Consider the following 18,198-nt stretch of genomic DNA (forward strand, 5'->3'; position numbering starts at 1 on the left):
TCGCGAGATCCTCGTCCTTGCCGGAGAGGCAGACCCAGCGGAACGGGCCGTAGCCGTAGTCGAACAGCACCGGACCCATGATGTCCTCGACGTACGAGGGGAGCGTGAAGCCGTCCTTGTCGTCGAAGCCGTTCCGATAGAGCCCGGGGGCACCGGCGTCCGCCGCCGCCTTCAGGAAGCTGTTCCCGTAGTCGAAGAAATAGGTGCCGCGATCGACGAGCGCGCGGATCGCCGCCAGATGGCGGAGGAGGCACGAATCGACGCGGCGGACGAACTCCGCCTTGTCCTCGGAAAGCAGGCGCGTGCGTTCGGTGAAATCGATCCCGGCCGGGCAGTAGCCGCCGTCGTGGACGGCGTGGCAGCTGGTCTGGTCGGAAAGCAGGTCGATCTTCTCGCGGTTTCGGACCGCGTGCTCCAGCAGGTCGACGACGTTGCCGGCGTAGGCGAGGGCGAGCGGACGGCGGGCCAGGACGGCTTCACGGGCGAGCGCGAACGCCTGTTCGGGCGTGTTCGCGACCCCGTCGACCCAGCCTTGCGAGAGGCGCGTCGCGATCCGCGAGGCATCGACCTCGGCGACGATCCCGACGCCGCCGGCGATCCGGACGGCCTTGCCCTGGGCGCCCGACATCCCGCCGAGACCGGAGGAGACGAAGAGGATGCCGGCGAGGTTCGCGTCTTCCGGAATCCCGAGTTTCGCCCGCCCGGCGTTCAGAAGCGTCGAATAGGTCCCGTGGACGATGCCCTGGGGACCGATGTACATGAAACCGCCGGCGGTCATCTGGCCGTAGTTCGCGACGCCGAGGGCGGCGGCGCGGTGCCAGTCCGCCTGGTTGTCGTACTGCCCGACCATCAGACCGTTGGTGATCGAGACGCGCGGCGCGGTCCGCGTCGCGGGAAAAAGGCCGAGCGGATGCCCGGAAAGGAGGACGAGGGTCTCGTCCGCCCGCATCCGTTCGAGATAGAGGCAGATCAGGCGGTACTGCATCCAGTTCTGGCAGACCTGGCCGGTCTCGCCGTAGGTGACGAGTTCGTAGGGATAGAGCGCGGTCTCGAAGTCGAGGTTGTTGTCGATCATGACGCGGACGGCCCGGGCCTCGAGGATCCCGCGATAGTCGTCCACCGGACGCCCGAAGATCCGTCCCTCGGGACGGAAGCGGTAGCCGTAGATGCGGCCCCGCGTCAGGAGTTCCTCGAGGAATTCGGGGGCGATTTCGCCATGCCATTCCTCCGGGACGTAGCGCAGGGCGTTCTCGAGGGCGAGGCGGATGTCCGCCTCGGAGAGGGTGAGTTCGCGCTTGGGAGCGCGCCGGATGCCCGAAACGAAGGTCGCGGGCGGCGGCAGGGTCGGGTAGGTCTCGCGAAGGGAGGGGACGGTCCTATTCATCGCAGGGTTCGCCCCCGTAGACCTCGCGATCGTAGTCCTCCGACCGGAGGAAGCCGTCGGCGGCCTCGATCAAGGGATACATGACGACGTCGCTTTCGACCTTCGGGATCCGGCGGCGGAACGCCGCGTGGGCCTTCGTCGTGAAGGCGCCGAGTTCCGCGGCGGGTCGCAGGTCGATCGCCTGGCAGGCGGACATCGTCTCCATCGCGATCACCTTGCGGACGTTTCCGACGATCTCGAGCGCCTTGCGCGCGGCGATCGTCCCCATCGAGACGTGGTCCTCCTGGTTCGCCGAGGAGGGAATCGAGTCGACCGAGGCGGGATGGGCGAGGACCTTGTTCTCGGAAACGAGCGAGGCGGCGCTGTACTGCACGATCATGAAGCCGGAATTGACGCCGCAGTTGGTCCCGAGGAAGGGCGGAAGCCCCTCCGAGAGCTGCGGGTTGACGAGCCGCTCGAGCCGGCGCTCGGAGATGTCGGCGAGTTCGGCGACGGCAATGCCGAGATAGTCGAACGCGAGGGCGAGCGGCTGGCCGTGGAAGTTGCCGGCGGAGACGGCGTCGCCCGCGTCCGGGAAGACGATCGGATTGTCGGTGACGGCGTTCATTTCCGCCTCGACGATGCCCTTCACGTAACGGAAGGCGCCGAGCGAGGCGCCGTGCACCTGCGGCGCGCAGCGGAGGCTGTAGGCGTCCTGGACGCGCTTCTCGCCGGGCCGGGTCAGATGCTTCGATCCCGCGAGGTTCGCGAGGATTCGTTTCGCCGAATCGATCTGCCCCGACTGGTTGCGGAGCGCATGGACGCGCGGATCGAGCGACGCGGGAATCCCGCCGAGAGCTTCGAAGGTGAGGCTGGCGGCGAGGTCGGCCTGGCGTGCGAGCCGGAAGCAGTCGTAGAGCGCGAGGGCGCCGATCGCGGTCATCGCCTGCGTGCCGTTGATGAGCGCGATTCCCTCCTTCGCGCCGAGCGACTCGATCGGAGCGACGCCTTTCTGCGCAAGCCCTTCGAGCGCGGGCAGACGCTTTCCGTCGACCCACACCTCGCCGAGGGCGAGCAGCGGCAGGCACATCTGCGAAAGCGGCGCGAGGTCGCCGGAGGCGCCGAGCGAACCCTTCTCGTAGACGACGGGAGTGATCCCCCGGTTCAGGAATTCGACCAGCTTCAGGACCGTCTCCGGGCGGACTCCCGAATAGCCCTTCACGAGCGCGTTGACGCGCAGGAGCATCATCCCGCGCACGGCGTCGACGGGAAGCGGGTTCCCGACGCCGCAGGCGTGGCTCATGATCAGGTTCTTCTGGAGGAGGCCGACGTCGCGCTTCGCGATCTTCACGTCGGAGAGCTTTCCGAAACCGGTGTTGATCCCGTAGACGGGAGTCCCGGCGTCGGCGACGGCGTCGACGAAGGCGCGGGCGATTTTCGTCCTTTCCATGCTGTCGGCGGAAATGGCGACGCCTTCGTTTCTGCGGGCGACGCGGATGAAACCTTGGAGATCGAGATCGGATCCGTTCAGATGGAGCATACGTTCACCTCGTGGTCGGGCGCAGCGCGCCCCGTTGTATGATAGCACCTTTCGCCCGTCCGCGCAAGCGCTTACTTTCCCGCACGACGTGCGGAAAGGCCGGCGGAGACCGCCGTATGGCGAAGATTCTCGTAAAGTTCCCGTCGGGTTCTTGACAGCGGAAAACCGTGCGTTTATACTGAAATCAGCGATGAAACGATGAAACGGGATGAGATGGAATGCCTTATGAATCGAAGTTGGCCTGCGCCGACGCCGACACCTTGTTCGAAGCGATCCTGAGCCTCAGAAACGCGGAGGAATGCTACCGCTTTTTCAGCGATCTCTGCACCGTCAAGGAACTCCGGGACATGTGCCAGCGGTTCCATATCGCGAAGCTCCTCGACCAGAAGGTCTCCTTCCAGATCATCATGAGCCAGATTCCCGCTTCGACCGCCACGATCGGGCGGGTGAACCGGTCGCTCAAGTACGGCGAGAACGGCTATCAAATCGTGCTGCCGCGTCTCAAGAAACCCGCATCGGGCCGATAGGCCCTTTTTTTTATGCCTCGGCGCGGAGGATCCGGGCGAAGCGGACGCCGAGCGCCGTGATCGCGACGCCGACGGCGAGCGTGACCGCAAGCGAGACGATCGTCGCGAGCGGCTCCGGTTCCGGGGTTTCGGTCAGGACCGCGACGATCCGCCACCCCAACAGCGGCAGGAAGGCCGAAAGCGAAAGGTAGACGCCGCGGAAGACGGGCCGGGCCGCGGGTCGGCGGGCGACGACCCGGCGGCGCAGGATCGCGAACAGGAAGATGCCCGCGTGCATCGCCGCCAGCACGAAGAGGAAGAGCGGGAAGGCGACGAAGCGGAGAAGGGTGACGCCGCCGACGACCAGCGTCGCCGCGGCAGCGTATCGCGCGAGCGCGGCGCGATCGGTCACTTCGCGGCTCCGGGTTTCGCCACCGGCCGGTCAAGACCGGCCCCGCGGGCGGTGTCGTCGAAGCCGCTGACGAGATGGCAGGCGACCGTATGGTCGGTGCCGACCGACATGACCGGCGGCGGGACGTCTTTGCAGCCTTCCATCGCGAACGGACAGCGCTGCCAGAACCGGCAGCCCGCCGGCGGATCGATCGGGCTCGGAATGTCTCCCTGCAGGATCACGCGATGGCGCTTCTCCTCGGGACGGACGTCGAGGATCGCCGACATCAGCGCCTTGGTATAGGGATGGCGGGGCGATTCGTAGATCTCCTCCACCGATCCGGCCTCCATCACCTTGCCGAGATACATGACGACCATCCGGTCGCAGATGCTCTTCACGACCGCAAGGTTGTGGGAGATGAACACGTAGGTGATGCCGAGCTTGTCCTGAAGGTCGATCAGAAGGTTCAGGATCTGCGCGTGGACGCTCACGTCGAGCGCCGAGACCGGTTCGTCGCAGACGAGGAACTTCGGCTTCATGATGATCGACCGGGCGATGCCGATGCGCTGCCGCTGCCCGCCCGAAAAATCGGACGGATAGCGCGGGAGGTCTTCCTCGGAGAGGCCGACGAGGGCGAGCGTCTCGACGACGCGCGCCCTGATCTCGTCCTCCGTGAGGCCGCCCTGGACGACGAGCGGTTCGGAGACGATCGCCTGGACGGTGAAGCGCGGATTAAGCGAGGAGAACGGATCCTGGAAGATCATCTGCATGTTCCTCCGGAGTTCGCGGAAGGCCTTCCGGTCGAGCGCGTTCAGGTCCTTCCCGAGGAAGGTCACCCTGCCGGCGGTCGGCCGGACCATGCCGACCATCGCGTTCGCGATCGTCGACTTGCCGCATCCGGACTCGCCGACGATGCCGAAGGTTTCGCCTTCGCGTACCGAAAGGGAGACGTCGGTGACGGCTCGGACCTTGCGCTTGCGGGAAAACGGCAGCCCTCCCTTGACCGGGAAGTCGACGGAGATTCCGTCGAGGTCGACGATGACCGGCCGATTGTCCTGTTCGTTCATGGGCGATCGACTCCCTTCGCGAGGAGCGGATACCAGCAGCGGAGCTGCCGTCCGTCCGGAGTCTCGAGCAGCGGCGGCACGTCCTTCCCGCAGAACGCGGTGGCGCGCGGACAGCGCGGATGGAAGTAGCAGCCGCGCGGTTTGTGGAGCGGGTGCGGAACCGTCTCGGGGATCTGGGTGAACTTGCGCTTCTCGTCCCCGAGTTTCGGGACCGAGGCGAGCAGCCCCTTCGTATAGGGGTGCTGGGGGGCGTTGAAGAGGTCGTGGACGGTCGCGCGTTCGACGATCCGGCCGCTGTACATGACGTAGACGACGTCCGCCGTGTTGGCGACGACGGAGAGGTCGTGGGTGATCAGGAGCTGGGCGACGTCGTGCTTCTTCTGCATCTCGTTCAGGACGTCGAGGACCTGTGCCTGGATCGTCACGTCGAGGGCCGTCGTCGGCTCGTCGGCGATGATCAGCTTGGGCATGCAGGCGAAGGCCATCGCGATCATCACGCGCTGGCGCATCCCGCCGGAAAGCTGGTGCGGATAGCTGTTGGCCCGCGATGCGGGTTCGGGGACGCCGACCAGTTCGAGCGCGCGGATCGAGGCCTTGCGGGCGTCATGCGCGTTCATGTGCTCGTGGCGGATGTAGAGTTCGTCGAGCTGGCGGCCGATCGTCATGACGGGGTTCAGAGCGGTCATCGCGTCCTGGAAGATCATCGCCATCCGCTTTCCGCGGATGTCCTGCATCTTCGCTTCCGAGAGGTCGCGGAGGTCTTCGCCGTCGAGCGTGAGCTCGTCGACCCTGACGACCGCCGGCGGCGTCGAAAGGAGCCGCATGACGGCGAGCGCGGAGACGCTCTTGCCGCATCCGGATTCGCCGACGAGGGCGACGCATTCGCCCTTGTGGATGTCGAGGTCGATGCCCTCGACGGCGCGCAGCACGCCCGCCGGGGTCGGGAAGACGACCTTGAGGTTTTTCACCCGAAGCATCAGTTCCCGTTCCATGGCCGGTTCCCCCTTTCGGCGTCCATCTGCGAGAAGACTTCCTCGAGACGGGCGTTGTCGAGATGACGGAACAGCTTGAAGAGACCGTTCGACTGCTTCATCCGCGGGTTCAGCATCTCTTCGAGGGCGAGGCCGATGCGCATGAAGCCGAAGACCGCGAGGAAGATGCCGATGCCGGGGGCGAAGATCCACCACCAGTGGCCGAAGAGGAGGGCGCCGCCGCTCTGGGCCTCGGCGAGCATCTTGCCCCAGCTGATCGCGGTCGGGTCGCCGAGTCCGAGGAACGACAGCCCGGCCTCCGCGACCATGATGCCGGCGCAGGAGAGCGCCGTCGACATGATGAGCAGGTGCGAGACGCCGGGGAGGATGTGGCGGAACATGATCCGGGCGCGGGACGCGCCGGCGAGTTCGGCCGCCTTCACGTAGTTCGCGTTCTTGAGGACGAGCACGAGCGAGCGGATCACGCGGGCGAGCCCGGTCCAGCCGAAGGCGGCGAAGATCGCGATGATCATGAGGTAGCTCCGTCCGAAGAGGTTGGTGAGGACGATGATGAGCGGCAGCGTCGGGATCACGAGCAGGATGTCGACGACGCGCATGATGACGGTGTCAGCGACGCCGCCGGAATAGCCGGCGAGGATTCCGAAGAAGGCGCCGATGAAGGCGATCGCGACGCCCGTCGTGATGCCGATGAGAAGCGAGACGCGGGTGCCGTAGATCAGCATCGAGAAGATGTCCTGGCCGGTCGTGATGGTCGTCCCGAGGAGATGTTCGAGGCTCGGGGCGAGGCCCTTGGCGGCGCGTTCGGTGACGTCGTACGGATCGTAGGGGGCGATCCACGGCGCGAAGACCGCGCAGACGACGAGGAGGGCGACGATCAGAAGGCCGACGCGACCCTTCGGGTGGCGCCAGACCGAGCGGAGGAACCGTCCGATCGGGGCGAGGAAGCGGAGGATCGCGGAACCCGCGGTCCCGAGCGTGCGGACGACGGCCTTCATCGGCGGTCACCCACGGTGACGCGCGGGTCGAGGAGTCCGTAGACGAGTTCGGTGACGAGGTTCGCCGCGATCGCGACCGCCGACATGAAGAGCATGATGCCCATCATCAGCGGATAGTCGTTGGTGGAGTTGGCTTCGAGGAACAGCGTGCCCATGCCGTTCCAGTTGAAGATCTGCTCGATGATGACCGCGCCGCCGATCAGGCCGCTGATCGACATGCCGAGCGAGGTGACGATCGGCAGCATCGCGTTCCGGAGGATGTGCTTGTAGAGAACCGTGCGTGGGGTCAGGCCCTTGGCCTTGGCGGTGAGGATGAAATCCTCGTTGGTCACCGCGATCACGCTGTTGCGCGTGCTCTGGCCGTAGGCGACGATGCCTCCGACCGCCATCGACAGGATCGGCAGGGCGGCGTTGTTCATGACGACCTTGATCGCATCCCAGCTCCAGTCGAATTCGGCGACCATGTTCGGGTTGGTGTAGGCCGGGAAGAGTTCGAACTCGAAGCCGAGGTAGAACGTCAGGATGAGCGCGATGAAGAACGCCGGCAGAGCCGTCGTGAAGGTCGAGGCATTGAGGAGGAGGGTATCCTGCCATCGCCCCCGCTTCCAGGCGGCGAAGGCGCCGATCAGGATTCCGAAGAAGAGGCTGATGACGAGGTTCGTGACCGAGAGCGCGAGCGTCCAGGGAAGGCGTTCGGAGATCAGGTCGGACACCCGCGGAGACCCCGAGCGGAACGACGTGCCGAGGTCGAACCGGGTGAGTCCCTCGAGATAGTTCAGGTATTGCTGGAAGACCGGCACGTCGAAGCCGTACTGCTCCCGGGTGGCCTGCTTGACGATCTCGTACTCGATCTCGGTCATGTTTCCCTGGGGCGGGTAGTACCGTGCGGCCGGGTCGTCGACGCCGAGCCGCGGGATGAAGAAGTCGAGGGTGATGACGACCGCGAAGACGAAGATCGCATAGAGGACGCGCTTGAGGACGTAGATCCGGTTCATGACGCATCCCTCCGTTCCAGGTTCTGCAGCGTATCGGTGTTGAAGACCGTGCTTCCCCGAACCGTGACGTATCCCTGGTAGCGGTCGGTCCGGGCGATCGAGAGGACGTTCGAGCAGTAGAGCGGGACCTTGTAGTATTCGTCGGCGATCATCGACTGGATCGCGAGGATCAGCTCGTACTTGTGCTCGAGGTCGAGCGTCGTCCGCATTTCGCGGATCAGGGCCGTGAGGTCCGGATCGCCGAAGCGGCCGTAGTTCGACGACGTTCCGAGCGTGACGAAATGGGCGAGGTACATGATGTCGAGGTTGGAGATCGTGAACGTGACCCCCTGGATCGTCATGTCGAACTTGGAGTTGTACAGGTACGTCTTCTCGGGACTCGAGCCCTTGGAGGCGAACTCGACCTCGATGCCGATCTTCTGAAGCTGGACCTGCAGGAAGGCGATCGTCTCCTGTTCGCCGACCGATCCGAGGATGTCGAAGGAGACGCGGGCGCCGTCCAGGGTGCGGTAACCCTCTTCGTCGCGCGTCGGCGCGACCTCGTCGAGGAGGGCGTTCGCTTCCGCGATCCGCGCCTCGAGCCCTTCCGGAAGGAGGATCGCGTCGGGGTTGTAGATCAGCGGGTTGGCGGTGCTCATGAGGCCGGCCGCGACCGTCGTCCCGGATCCATTCAGGATCCGCGAGATCAGTTCGTCCTGGTCGATCGCAAGCGCGATCGCGCGGCGGACGCGCACGTCGCCGAGCAGGTCGCGGATCGGATTCTTCTCGCCCGCGACGGGATTCACGTTCATCACGAGCGTCTGCAGGAACAGTCCGGGTGCGTTCGAGACGAACATGTGCTCTCGCTCTTCGAAGAGCGAGAGGTAGTTCGTCGAGATGGCGCTGTCGAGCAGGTCGATGTGACCCTTGAGGAGCGCGTAGATCGCGACGTTCAGCTCCTGGTAGAGGATGAACTTGATCGTGTCGACCTTGTAGAGCGCCGACCCGTCCTCCGCCGTCAGGGCGTAGTCCGCGCGGCGCTCGAGGACGATCACCTGCGCGTTCGACCGGTCGGCGTCGAGGACGTACGGTCCGCAGCCGACGGGATGGCCGTATTGCGCGAGCGTCGCCGCCGTCGGGTCCTTCGAGTTGAGCTGGTTCGTCGGCGTCACGATCGGTTCCCAGATGTGCTCCGGAAGGATCAGGATCGTCGAAAAGAGCGTTGTCACGGCACCCAGGACCTTGTTCACGTGGAGGTACAGGACGGTGTCCCGTTCTTCCTCGGAGATGGCGTAGCCCATGTCCGCGGCACCGTGGCCGTAGGTGAAGATGCCCTGTTCCACGAGCGTGCCGGAGGAGTATCCGTGCTGCAGGTCGCTCGTCCAGGCGAGCGCCCCCGCATGGTTGGACAGGGTGTTGTTGGTGGCGATGTCGAACGTGTAGTACACGTCCTCCGCCGTCACCGGCATCCCGTCGCTCCAGGTGAGCCCCTCGTTCAGGACGACCTTCACGGGAAGATAGGTCTTGTCCGCGGCGCCGTAGATGGCCTCGACGCGGTCGTAGTCGACCGAACCGTCTTCGCGGAGGAGCGGCTCGCCGGCATCGTCGACATAGTACCATTCCTTCGCGATCAGGCCCTCGAACAGGCCGGTCTCCTCGTTGTAGGTGAACAGGGTGCTGTAGAGCATGCTGGCGATCGTCGGGGCGATGCCGTCGCGCGACAGCCATGGCATGAAGGAGACGGGGAACGAAGAGGCGACCACGCCGGCGTAGAGCGTGTTCGAGGCGTCGGTCCGCCGTTCGTACTCGCTTGCCTGGCAACCCGCCGCGCTGAAGGCGAGAAGCGCCGCGAGGACGAGGAGCGCGCATTTGCGTTTCATGGGGATCGCTTCCTTCCTGGATAAGGGATTGCGCACGGGCCGGGGAGGAAAAGGCAGAATCCCGAAAGAACGAGGTTCTGCCTTCTGCGCGGGGCTTCGGTGCGGGGTTGTCGGGTCACTTCTGGTACGGATATTCCATCTGGGTGCCGAAGCCGTCCTTCGTCACGCAGTTGTCGTAGATCTCCTCGATCCGGAACACGTAGGCGGGATAGCGGAGCCAGCGGTTCATGTCGGGACGGTGGTAGACGTCGTGCTGCGCGTTCAGAAACTGCTGGTAGATCTCGCGCTTGCCGGAATCGGTCTCGTCGTGGATCTCCATCTTGCCGCGAAGCTCGTAGCTGATCATCGGCGGCTGATAGAAGAGCATCGTCGCCTCCGGATTGGCCTTGTAGTTGGCGTAGCTGTGCTTCTTCGCCATCTCGAGCGAGCCGATGCACGTGAAGTCGACGCGGTCGCGCGCTTCCGGGCCGTACATGTACTTGACGAGCAGGGCAAGGCCGCGGTCGCTGTATTCCTTGTCCTCGGGCGTCCAGCTCCGGATGTGCTCCATGTAGGCGGCGAGAGTCTTCTCGAGGTATTCCGGCTTCGGCATGAAGCCGATGCCCTTGATCGAGGCGTTCAGGCCGGCGGGGCCGTGGGAGATCAGGGCCGGGTCGTGGGAACAGAACGAGAGGAACATCTTCTCGTTGGACATCTCTTCCTTGTTGACGAGTTTCATGACGGTGTTCGCACGGGTGTGGAACGCCCAGTTGAAGAAGCTTTCTGCGGTTTTCATAGGATCCTCCTGTCGGTTATGGTGTGAGGCGCGTCCGCGCGACGGCGCGGACGCGTCCCGTGTGTTCGGTTATTCGACGACGACCGGTTCCGGAATCGCCAGCGTCCGGTCGGCGCGGCTGCCCATCGAGGACGCCTTGACGTTCAGGGTGAGGCTGCCGTCCGCATGGATCGTGCCGGGAAGGGCGGTTCCGCCTTCGGGGGTGATGGTGATGACGAGACCCTCGACCGTGAAGGTGCCGACCTCATCGAAGGTGTAGGGCTCTTCACCCATCATGAAGTCACTGTGGAACGCGTAGTTGCCGAGGACGTCGAAGGTGATCGTGTACTCGTAGACGACTTCGGATCCCATCGCGGACACGGTATGGGTGCCGGCGTAGGCGGTGTCGTAGGAAAGCGCGGTGACGGCGACGGTGCGGAGCGCTCGGCTGCCCATCGAAGAGGCCTTGAGGGGCAGGCTGAGCGTGCCGTCCTCGCCGATCGTGCCTTCGGCGGCGTCGCCGCCGTCCGGCGTGAGCGTGATCGCCAGGCCGGTGGCCGCATAGGTGCCGACCTCGTCGTAGGTGTAGGTCTCCTCGCTCATCACGAAGGCGCTGTGGAAACTGTAGGTGCCGTCGAGCGAAAGGACGATGTAGTAGTGGTAGACGACGGGGGTGCCCATCGCCGAAACCTCATGCGAACCGACGTAGTAGAGGTCGAATTCCAATTCGGTCGGCGCGAGCGTGCGCAGCGCGCGGGATCCCATCTCGGAGGCCTTGACGGGGGCGGAGATGGATCCGTCGGGGGCGACCGTGCCGGTCGCGGCCGATCCGCCTTCCGGCGTCATCGTGAGCACGTCTCCGGCGACCGAGTACGTTCCGGTCTCCTCGAAGCTGTAGGCTTCTTCGCCCATTTCGAAGACGCTGCGGAACGCGTATGCGCCATCGGCGAAGATCAGGACATAGTGGTAGACGACTTCGCTTCCCATCGCGCTGACGGTATGCGATCCGTAGTAGTTGCCCTCGACGACGGCGTCGGCGACGGTGGTGGTCGACGGGACCGTGGTGGTCGTGGTCGGCGCGGTGGTGGCGGTCGTGACGGCGGCGGTGGTGGACGCGGTCGTCGACGGTGCGGTCGTGGTCGTCTCGCAGGCGATCATCGCCGCGCAGAAGACGAGCCCGAGTAACAACATGATTGCCTTTTTCATCTGTTTGATCCTCCCGATCTATTTGTATTGTTTTCAGCCTTGGGGACAACGTTCCGCGACGGGACCGTCATTTCTTCAGGATGAAGCCGTAGGTGACTTCGCCGACGACGAAGTTGACGTTGAGTCCGGACGAGGAGATCACGCACTTGGTCGTGACCGCGCCGAACTTGAGGTTCACCGAGAGCGGGAAGCCGCCGACGGTGAAGGTCCCGGACTGTTCGAGGACGGCATCGCCGCCGGCCGCGGGGGTGATCGCGACGGTGTAGGTGCCGTCGGCGGCGAGGACGACGACGCCCTCGTAGTCGACTTCCTCGACGGTCGTCGTGCCGGTGAAGATGCCGTTCACGTAGTCGTGGTAGCCCTTCACGGAGGCGGAACCCGAACCGTCCGCCGCATCCGGCCATTCGACGGTGAGGACGTATCCCGAGAGCGTTCCGGTGCGCGAAGCACCTTCGGAAGGCTGGAGGGTGATCGCCGTGCCGGAGACCGCGAAGGTGCCCGTTTCGGTCCAGGGCGTCCCTTCCGGTTCGCCCACGGAGACCTGGTAGCCGCCGAAGCGGTCGAGCGCCACGACGACCCCGAGGGATCCTTCGGCGGTCATGCCGAGATAGGTTCCCGCATAGGCGTTGGTGGTGGCGACGCGGAGATGGCGCGACTCGCGGGCGGCCATCTCGGAGGGTTTGATCGCGACGTCGAGGCTGCCGTCCTGATTGATCGTTCCGGTCACGGTCTCCCCTTCCTCGGGCGTGAGCGAGAGGGTCGATCCGTCGACGGCGAAGACGCCGGACTCGTCGTAGACGTATTCCTCCCCGCCGGTCTCGAAGGTGCTCTGGAAGGCGTACTGGCAACCGCTCTTGAGACTGAGCGTGTAGTCGTACTCGACCGATCCGCCCATCGCCTCGACGGTATGGCTCCCGGCGTAGACGCCGAGCTGACTCTCGTACATGATGATCATCGCGTAGAGATGGTAGACGATTTCGGGGTTCTCCTCGTCCACGACCTCGTAGTGCAGGTTCGACGACCCGTACGGCAGCGCCGTGGCGAAGAGCAGGTTCCTGCCATCCAGGTGGAAGGTGCTCGTCTTCGGCGTTTCGGTGGTCGAATCGCTGTAGAGGAACATGTAGGTGTCGCCCATCGAGCCGATCGTGCCGTGACCCTTGTCGACGGTGAAGGTGCGGTCGGGCGAGAGCTGGAAGGTGTCGTCCTCCGAGATCCGCAGGTAGACGACGAGCGGCATCCCGAGGTTGGTGATGTCGATCTCGTATTCGCCGACGAGCGAAGGCCTGCCGGTGGTGGTGACGGCTTCGGTGGTCGTCTTGCCGCAGGCGGCGAAGGCGAGAAGCGCGAAGACGGCGAGAAGGAACGCAAGGAAGCGGTATCCTGTGGATTTCATGGTGACGGTCTCCTTTCCCGATCGCCGGACGCCCGTGACGAAGGGCGGCCGTGCGAAGCATCTGCTTTTGCGATAACACTACACCACGTGCGGGTGCGTGTCAATAATGTACGGAAAAATCGGTTCCCGATCGGGCGCAATCGCCGTCACCGTGTTACCATAGTGCTATGCCCGACGCCCTTTTCGCCCCCGGCGTTGACGGAGGGTGGCAACCGTGTTACGATGGAAGGCGGTTCCGACGCTTCCACCCCGGTCGGAACGGGAGGATCCCCGATGACCGGCACGAACCATGAACAGGCTTTCCTGGAACTGCTTCAGACGGAGATCGTCCCGTCGATCGGATGTACCGAGCCGGTCGCGATCGCCTTCGCCGCGGCCCTCGCCCGGCGCAGCTTCCACGCCCTTCCGGAACGCATGCACGTCCGCGTGAGCGCCAGTCTCTACAAAAACGCGCGCAAGGCGGTCGTCCCCCATACCGAAGGTCTGTCCGGAGTCGCCGCCGCGGCCGTCGCCGGTCTCGTCGGCGGCCGTTCCGAACTGGGACTTCGCGTCCTCGAGACGATCGGCGAATCCCATCTCGAGTTCATCCGGAAGTATCTCGAAACGCCCTTCTGCGCCGTCGAGGTCGACTCCGCCGATGCCGACTTCTCCTGCATCGTCACGCTCTGGTCGGGCGCGCGCAACGCCTTCGTGGTGCTCCGCGGATCGCACACGAACGTCGAACGGATCGAGGTCGACGGCGTCGTCCTGCCGACGGAACGCTTGGCCGACCCGATCGTCGGCCGGCGCTCCGACGTCTTCCGCGACGTCGCCTTCCGCGACCTGTACGAGTTCGCGAAGACGGTTTCGCTCGAACGCATCGAACCGATCGTGAAACCGCAGGCGGAAGCCAACATGAACATCGCCAGGGTCGGCCTCGAGCGCACCGAAGGCGCGCGTCTGGGCACGCTCTATCCGACCCTCGACCCGTCCCTCCTCGGCCGCATGAAGGCGGCGACCGCCGCCGCCATCGAAGCCCGCATGGCCGGCGCCCCCCTTCCCGTCTACATCAACTCGGGATCCGGCAACCAGGGCATCTCGGCTTCCGTCCCGATCGTCGTCTATGCGGCCGAATCCGCCATCCCCCGCGAACGGCTGATGCGCGCCCTCGTATTCTCCAATCTGGTCGCCCTCTACCAGAAGGCCCAGGTCGGAACGCTTTCGGCCTATTGCGGCGCCGTCGGCGCCGTCGCCGCCTCCGCCTGCGGCATCGTCCTGATGAACGGCGGCACGTGCGACGAGGCCGCCGCGGTTCTCGAGGACACCCTCGCGATCACCGCCGGACTGGTCTGCGACGGCGCGAAGGCCTCCTGCGGTGCGAAAGCCGCGCTCGCGCTCGAGGCGGCGGCCGTCTCCGCCGCGCTCGTGCGGCGCAAGGGGACGTTCGAGTCCTCGGAAGGAATCATCGGCCCCTCGGTCGAGGACACCGTCGGGACCGTCGGGAGAATCGCGCGCGAAGGCATGGCCGACGTCGACAAGGTTCTCGTCGACGCGATGTGCAGCCGCGACGGCATCCGTTTCCGCTGACCCTCCGGACGCACGGCTCGACGACAGGAAAAGGCGACCTCGCCAGGAGGTCGCCGGTCCGATCGCCCCGTCCCCGGACGGAGTCGACGGGATGAATCCGATCCATCGAAAGAACGCACGCATCGGCGACCGATGCGTGCGTTCTTTCTCATTCGGGCATGTGGATCATCAGCGGGCGCAGGAGCGCATACCCTCCCGACTGCCACGCGATGACGATATAGTAGTCCCCCGGCTCGAGATACACCCAGGAAGAGGCGAGATCTTCCGCGACGAGTTCGCCGGACGCCGTGAAAAGCGGCATCGCCGGAATGCTGCGGTCGTAACTCGGCACGTTCATGTTCCAAAGGATGTTGTACATCAGGGCGTAGTTCCCGGCGACGGTCACCGTGAAGCGGAACCGGACTTCCGGATACGTCGGACCGAGCATCGCGACGGGGGGCGTCGACCCGTTCGGGGAGGACGCCTCGACGACGGCCATCTCCGGCATCTGCGCGTAGTCGGTCGCCGCCGGTCCGCTCGGCACGAAGTCGACCGCGATGCGGTAGGCGAAGGTCTTCGAATGCGCCGACAGGCTCAGGATCACGGGTTGTCCTTCGATCACCGGCAGAAAGGTGCCGTGTCCGATCCCGATGTTCCAGGCGAATCCGTTGTACCCGACCCGGACCGAGACGCTGACGCCGCCGTAATCGACGCCGCTCAGGACGTAATATCCTTCCTTGCCGGACACGTCGAGAAGCACCGCGTCGCTTTCGTCGAGGCCGCTTTCGAACGCGCCGTCGATGTAGCCGTCGTCGTCGATGATCGGTTCCGCGATCGTGCCGACGTCGGCTTCGGGTACCTTCTCGATCGCGATCGTGTACTTGTCGGAGACGATGACGCGGGCGTTGAACCAGTAGTCGCCTTCCGCCTCGACCCGGAAGAAAGCAGGATTCCGCTCGATGCGGGTTCCGTCGCCGTCGAGCACGTACTCACGGACGAATTCATCGGCGTTGACGTGCCCCAGGGCGTAATATCCCGGCGTAAGGTGCATCCCGATCCAGTTGTCGCGGCCCTGACGCAGATAGGCTTGGACCCCGTCGCCTTCCGCGTAGGTCGTGAGCGCGTCCTCGATCCTGGAAGGAGCGTAGACGTAGTAGTCGGCGGAATCGTAGGCGAACCGTGTGACCGTTTCGGGGTAGGCGACCACGATCGCGTACGCATAATCGTAATAGTAGTACTCGTCGTCCGACATGTCCGCGTCGGGGATCTCGATGCGGTTGATCGCGATGTCGATCGAGAGTGCGGAGGAATCCGCCGAAAACGTGAAGTCGATCCTCGCCTCCGCATCCTCGCCCGGGTCCGGCGCGGACAATCCGAAGGCCTCGACGAAGCGGCGAAACGCCTGTCCGGCACTGACGGACGAGAGCGGCACGAGGAGTCGGTAATGGCCGGCATCGGAAGCCGTCACGATCGCCCCGGGGAACGAAACCGAAAGTTCGTCGCCTTCCCCCGAGGCGTCCGCCAATCCGCCCGGCGAGAGCGGATACGCCGTCGTCGTGAGGAATTCGTCCTGGCATTCGACCTTCAGGAGACGGTCTCCGGATGGTTCGACGAGCACCCACCCGGCGTACAGACCCGTCGCGAGGAAGTGGTAGGTGAGGGAGGAATGGTAGTAGAGTCCGGAAAGGTCTCGTTCCGCAAGGAAATCGATCCGGGCGACGGTCACTCCGATCTTGCTTTCCGTCGATTCTAGCTTGACGCGCATCGACGCCGTCTCGCGCATCGCGGAGTCGTCGGAGTGGGTCGTCCAAAACGCCGCGAGCTCGGCCTCGAACGCCGCCTCGGCCGGCGACATCGTGGTCATGACCTCGGTCGGCACGGTCGTCTGAACGGTGGTCTGAGCGGTGGTTTGAACGGTGGTCGAAGACGTCGTCGCCGGGACGGTCGTCCCGACGGGGGCGGACGTGGGGAACGAAGCGCAGCCGTAGAGCGTCGCTCCGATCGCGGCACAAACGAACGTCGACAGAATCCTTCTCATCGTCCACCTGCGCGGATCGCATCCCGGCAATGCACCCGATCCGCATCCCAGACGCCTTCAGTCTATCATCGATGATTTCGCTTGACAATCGAGTCCCGTGAAAAAGACGACGAATCGGCGAATATCTTCATCCGACGGGTCGTCCCGATCTTCTATTCGGTGACCGAGGCCTCGTACGCCGTCGTCAACATCACGGTGAGGTTGCCGTTCTTGACGCGCAGTTCGTCGATGAACTCCTTCTGGTCGGCGTCGGGCTTCATGTCGACGACGTAGGTAAGTTCGAACATCGTCCCGAATTCGGTCGTCCTGACCTTGTGCAGCTTCGCCTTCTTCGCGAACTTCCGGAAGGTCCTGTCGAACGCGTGGGCGTAGTTCAGGTTCTCGGGGATGACCACCTTCAGCTTGCAGTGGCCGTCGGCCGCGCGGTCGAAGCCGGACAGCGACAGTCCCGCGAGGACCGCCGCGAAGACGACCGTGACGATCGCCGCATAGCCGAGATAGCCGAGACCGCAGGAAAGGCCGATCGCGAGCGTGACGAAGATGTAGGCGACGTCCTTGGTGTTCGTCATCGTCGCCCGGAACCGCACGAGCGTGAAGACGCCGGCGAGCGAGAGCGCCTTGGCGATGTCGCTCTGCACGAGCAGGATCACCACCGCCATCACGGGCGGGAGGAGCACGAGGGTCGACGCGAACGAACGGTCGCAGCCGCCGTCGCGGTGGGTGAAGAGGCAGACGCCCGCGAGCGCGGCGCCGAGGAACAGGCTCGCAAGCAGGATCCAGACGAGGTTGGCGGCGGTGATTTCCGTCATGTCGAGGATGAAGACGCTACTGAACATGGTCGATGTCTCCGTTTCTTCGCGCCGCATAGGCGGCGCCGTATTTCGAGAAGCTGCGGCTGTACGCCTTCAGTTCCGAGAGTTCCCGCGCGAGCCAGAGCGGGTAGTTGTCGGCGGTCTTGATCTCCAGAAGCCAGGTTCCCGGCGGGAGGAGTTCCTCGCCGGCGTCGCCCTCAAGATCGACGGCTTCCGTCCGGACGCGGACGTTTCGGTCGAAGGTGACGCGGATCGAGGGATCGGACTTGCATTCGAGCGCGATCCGGTCGTAGCCGATGTAGTAGTTCGGGCGGACCGGCCGATGGGCGACGAACCAGCCGATCTCGCGCAGCACCTGGCCGTCGAGATAGTCGCCCGCGGCGGGTGCCGCGCCCCGCTCGACGAAGGCGATCGCATCGCGGTACGTCATCGCGACGCGGCGCTTGTTCACGCGTCCGAGCGATTTCTTCTTGATCTCGAGGAAGACGCGGTCGTCCGGCCCGACCGGGATCACATAGCTGCGGAGCCGGAGCTTCTCCTTGTAGGACGGGCGGTCGATCGAGGTGCGGACGACGTCGTTGTCCTCGGTGTCGTAGTAGACGTTGTGGACACGGTAGCAGGAATCCTCGCCGGAATGTCCGTCGTAGGCGAAGCGCTTCCCGAGCGCCGCCAGGAACGCCCGCTTCTGGTCGTCGGTCAGAAGATACTTCCGCTCGTAACGGGAGAAGGTGCGGACGGCCAT

At 64.8% G+C, this 18,198-nt stretch carries 16 protein-coding genes; 2 read left to right on the forward strand and 14 right to left on the reverse strand.

Annotated elements, in window-relative coordinates:
• Both WC509_04610 and hutH read right to left on the reverse strand, forming a co-directional pair.
• On the reverse strand, nucleotides 1-1,384 hold a 1,384-nt coding region (locus WC509_04610; protein MFA5006723.1), incomplete at its 3' end, for a hypothetical protein.
• Nucleotides 1,377-2,903: a histidine ammonia-lyase gene (gene hutH / locus WC509_04615; GenBank protein ID MFA5006724.1), complete on the reverse strand. Its 1,527-nt coding sequence runs from the start codon at nucleotides 2,901-2,903 to the stop codon at nucleotides 1,377-1,379. The genes WC509_04610 and hutH, both read right to left, overlap by 8 nt.
• Before the next feature lie 218 nt (nucleotides 2,904-3,121).
• Here hutH and WC509_04620 point away from each other — a divergent pair, with 218 nt between their 5' ends.
• The gene (locus WC509_04620; protein MFA5006725.1) at nucleotides 3,122-3,430 is read left to right on the forward strand and encodes a YerC/YecD family TrpR-related protein; all 309 of its coding nucleotides are present in this window, start codon (nucleotides 3,122-3,124) and stop codon (nucleotides 3,428-3,430) included.
• 10 nt (nucleotides 3,431-3,440) lie between these two features.
• Here WC509_04620 and WC509_04625 read toward each other — a convergent pair whose 3' ends face one another.
• The 9 genes from WC509_04625 to WC509_04665 all read right to left on the reverse strand — a co-directional run bounded on the left by WC509_04625 (nucleotide 3,441) and on the right by WC509_04665 (nucleotide 13,061).
• Nucleotides 3,441-3,821: a hypothetical protein gene (locus WC509_04625; GenBank protein MFA5006726.1), complete on the reverse strand. Its 381-nt coding sequence runs from the start codon at nucleotides 3,819-3,821 to the stop codon at nucleotides 3,441-3,443.
• Entirely contained in the window at nucleotides 3,818-4,867 is a 1,050-nt protein-coding gene (locus WC509_04630; protein ID MFA5006727.1) for an oligopeptide/dipeptide ABC transporter ATP-binding protein, read from the reverse strand. The genes WC509_04625 and WC509_04630 overlap by 4 nt, the downstream gene beginning before the upstream one ends.
• A complete protein-coding gene (locus WC509_04635) occupies nucleotides 4,864-5,859 on the reverse strand; it encodes an ABC transporter ATP-binding protein (GenBank protein MFA5006728.1) in 996 nt (331 codons plus the stop codon). Before WC509_04635 ends, WC509_04630 begins: the two co-directional genes overlap by 4 nt.
• The gene (locus WC509_04640; GenBank protein MFA5006729.1) at nucleotides 5,844-6,854 is read right to left on the reverse strand and encodes an ABC transporter permease; all 1,011 of its coding nucleotides are present in this window, start codon (nucleotides 6,852-6,854) and stop codon (nucleotides 5,844-5,846) included. Before WC509_04640 ends, WC509_04635 begins: the two co-directional genes overlap by 16 nt.
• A complete protein-coding gene (locus WC509_04645; GenBank protein ID MFA5006730.1) occupies nucleotides 6,851-7,849 on the reverse strand; it encodes an ABC transporter permease in 999 nt (332 codons plus the stop codon). Before WC509_04645 ends, WC509_04640 begins: the two co-directional genes overlap by 4 nt.
• On the reverse strand, nucleotides 7,846-9,708 hold the full coding sequence (locus WC509_04650; protein ID MFA5006731.1) for an ABC transporter substrate-binding protein: 1,863 nt from the start codon (nucleotides 9,706-9,708) through the stop codon (nucleotides 7,846-7,848). Before WC509_04650 ends, WC509_04645 begins: the two co-directional genes overlap by 4 nt.
• Nucleotides 9,709-9,823: 115 nt before the next feature.
• A complete protein-coding gene (locus WC509_04655; protein MFA5006732.1) occupies nucleotides 9,824-10,483 on the reverse strand; it encodes a hypothetical protein in 660 nt (219 codons plus the stop codon).
• A 69-nt stretch (nucleotides 10,484-10,552) separates the two neighbouring features.
• The gene (locus WC509_04660; protein MFA5006733.1) at nucleotides 10,553-11,668 is read right to left on the reverse strand and encodes a hypothetical protein; all 1,116 of its coding nucleotides are present in this window, start codon (nucleotides 11,666-11,668) and stop codon (nucleotides 10,553-10,555) included.
• Nucleotides 11,669-11,735: 67 nt separating this feature from the next.
• Nucleotides 11,736-13,061 carry a hypothetical protein gene (locus WC509_04665; GenBank protein ID MFA5006734.1) on the reverse strand — a complete coding sequence of 442 codons (1,326 nt, stop codon included), beginning with the start codon at nucleotides 13,059-13,061 and terminating at the stop codon, nucleotides 11,736-11,738.
• 273 nt (nucleotides 13,062-13,334) lie between these two features.
• Here WC509_04665 and WC509_04670 point away from each other — a divergent pair, with 273 nt between their 5' ends.
• Nucleotides 13,335-14,627: an L-serine ammonia-lyase, iron-sulfur-dependent, subunit alpha gene (locus WC509_04670; GenBank protein MFA5006735.1), complete on the forward strand. Its 1,293-nt coding sequence runs from the start codon at nucleotides 13,335-13,337 to the stop codon at nucleotides 14,625-14,627.
• A 148-nt stretch (nucleotides 14,628-14,775) separates the two neighbouring features.
• Here WC509_04670 and WC509_04675 read toward each other — a convergent pair whose 3' ends face one another.
• The 3 genes from WC509_04675 to WC509_04685 all read right to left on the reverse strand — a co-directional run bounded on the left by WC509_04675 (nucleotide 14,776) and on the right by WC509_04685 (nucleotide 18,198).
• Nucleotides 14,776-16,644: a hypothetical protein gene (locus tag WC509_04675; GenBank protein ID MFA5006736.1), complete on the reverse strand. Its 1,869-nt coding sequence runs from the start codon at nucleotides 16,642-16,644 to the stop codon at nucleotides 14,776-14,778.
• A 152-nt stretch (nucleotides 16,645-16,796) separates the two neighbouring features.
• On the reverse strand, nucleotides 16,797-17,480 hold the full coding sequence (locus WC509_04680; GenBank protein ID MFA5006737.1) for a DUF4956 domain-containing protein: 684 nt from the start codon (nucleotides 17,478-17,480) through the stop codon (nucleotides 16,797-16,799).
• Nucleotides 17,470-18,198, reverse strand: a complete 729-nt coding sequence (locus WC509_04685) for a polyphosphate polymerase domain-containing protein (protein MFA5006738.1) — start codon at nucleotides 18,196-18,198, stop codon at nucleotides 17,470-17,472. The genes WC509_04680 and WC509_04685 overlap by 11 nt, the downstream gene beginning before the upstream one ends.

This window comes from Candidatus Izemoplasmatales bacterium (assembly GCA_041649275.1).
In the GTDB taxonomy this organism is placed as follows: domain Bacteria; phylum Bacillota_I; class Bacilli_A; order Izemoplasmatales; family Hujiaoplasmataceae; genus UBA12489.

What these genes read in the sequence shown, in the direction of transcription:
- hutH (MFA5006724.1), bottom strand. Translation starts at nt 2,903, where the DNA reads ATGCTCCATCTGAACGGATCCGATCTCGATCTCCAAGGTTTCATCCGC.
- WC509_04620 (MFA5006725.1), top strand. Translation starts at nt 3,122, where the DNA reads ATGCCTTATGAATCGAAGTTGGCCTGCGCCGACGCCGACACCTTGTTC.
- WC509_04630 (MFA5006727.1), bottom strand. Translation starts at nt 4,867, where the DNA reads ATGAACGAACAGGACAATCGGCCGGTCATCGTCGACCTCGACGGAATC.
- WC509_04635 (MFA5006728.1), bottom strand. Translation starts at nt 5,859, where the DNA reads ATGGAACGGGAACTGATGCTTCGGGTGAAAAACCTCAAGGTCGTCTTC.
- WC509_04640 (MFA5006729.1), bottom strand. Translation starts at nt 6,854, where the DNA reads ATGAAGGCCGTCGTCCGCACGCTCGGGACCGCGGGTTCCGCGATCCTC.
- WC509_04645 (MFA5006730.1), bottom strand. Translation starts at nt 7,849, where the DNA reads ATGAACCGGATCTACGTCCTCAAGCGCGTCCTCTATGCGATCTTCGTC.
- WC509_04650 (MFA5006731.1), bottom strand. Translation starts at nt 9,708, where the DNA reads ATGAAACGCAAATGCGCGCTCCTCGTCCTCGCGGCGCTTCTCGCCTTC.
- WC509_04655 (MFA5006732.1), bottom strand. Translation starts at nt 10,483, where the DNA reads ATGAAAACCGCAGAAAGCTTCTTCAACTGGGCGTTCCACACCCGTGCG.
- WC509_04660 (MFA5006733.1), bottom strand. Translation starts at nt 11,668, where the DNA reads ATGAAAAAGGCAATCATGTTGTTACTCGGGCTCGTCTTCTGCGCGGCG.
- WC509_04665 (MFA5006734.1), bottom strand. Translation starts at nt 13,061, where the DNA reads ATGAAATCCACAGGATACCGCTTCCTTGCGTTCCTTCTCGCCGTCTTC.
- WC509_04670 (MFA5006735.1), top strand. Translation starts at nt 13,335, where the DNA reads ATGACCGGCACGAACCATGAACAGGCTTTCCTGGAACTGCTTCAGACG.
- WC509_04675 (MFA5006736.1), bottom strand. Translation starts at nt 16,644, where the DNA reads ATGAGAAGGATTCTGTCGACGTTCGTTTGTGCCGCGATCGGAGCGACG.
- WC509_04680 (MFA5006737.1), bottom strand. Translation starts at nt 17,480, where the DNA reads ATGTTCAGTAGCGTCTTCATCCTCGACATGACGGAAATCACCGCCGCC.
- WC509_04685 (MFA5006738.1), bottom strand. Translation starts at nt 18,198, where the DNA reads ATGGCCGTCCGCACCTTCTCCCGTTACGAGCGGAAGTATCTTCTGACC.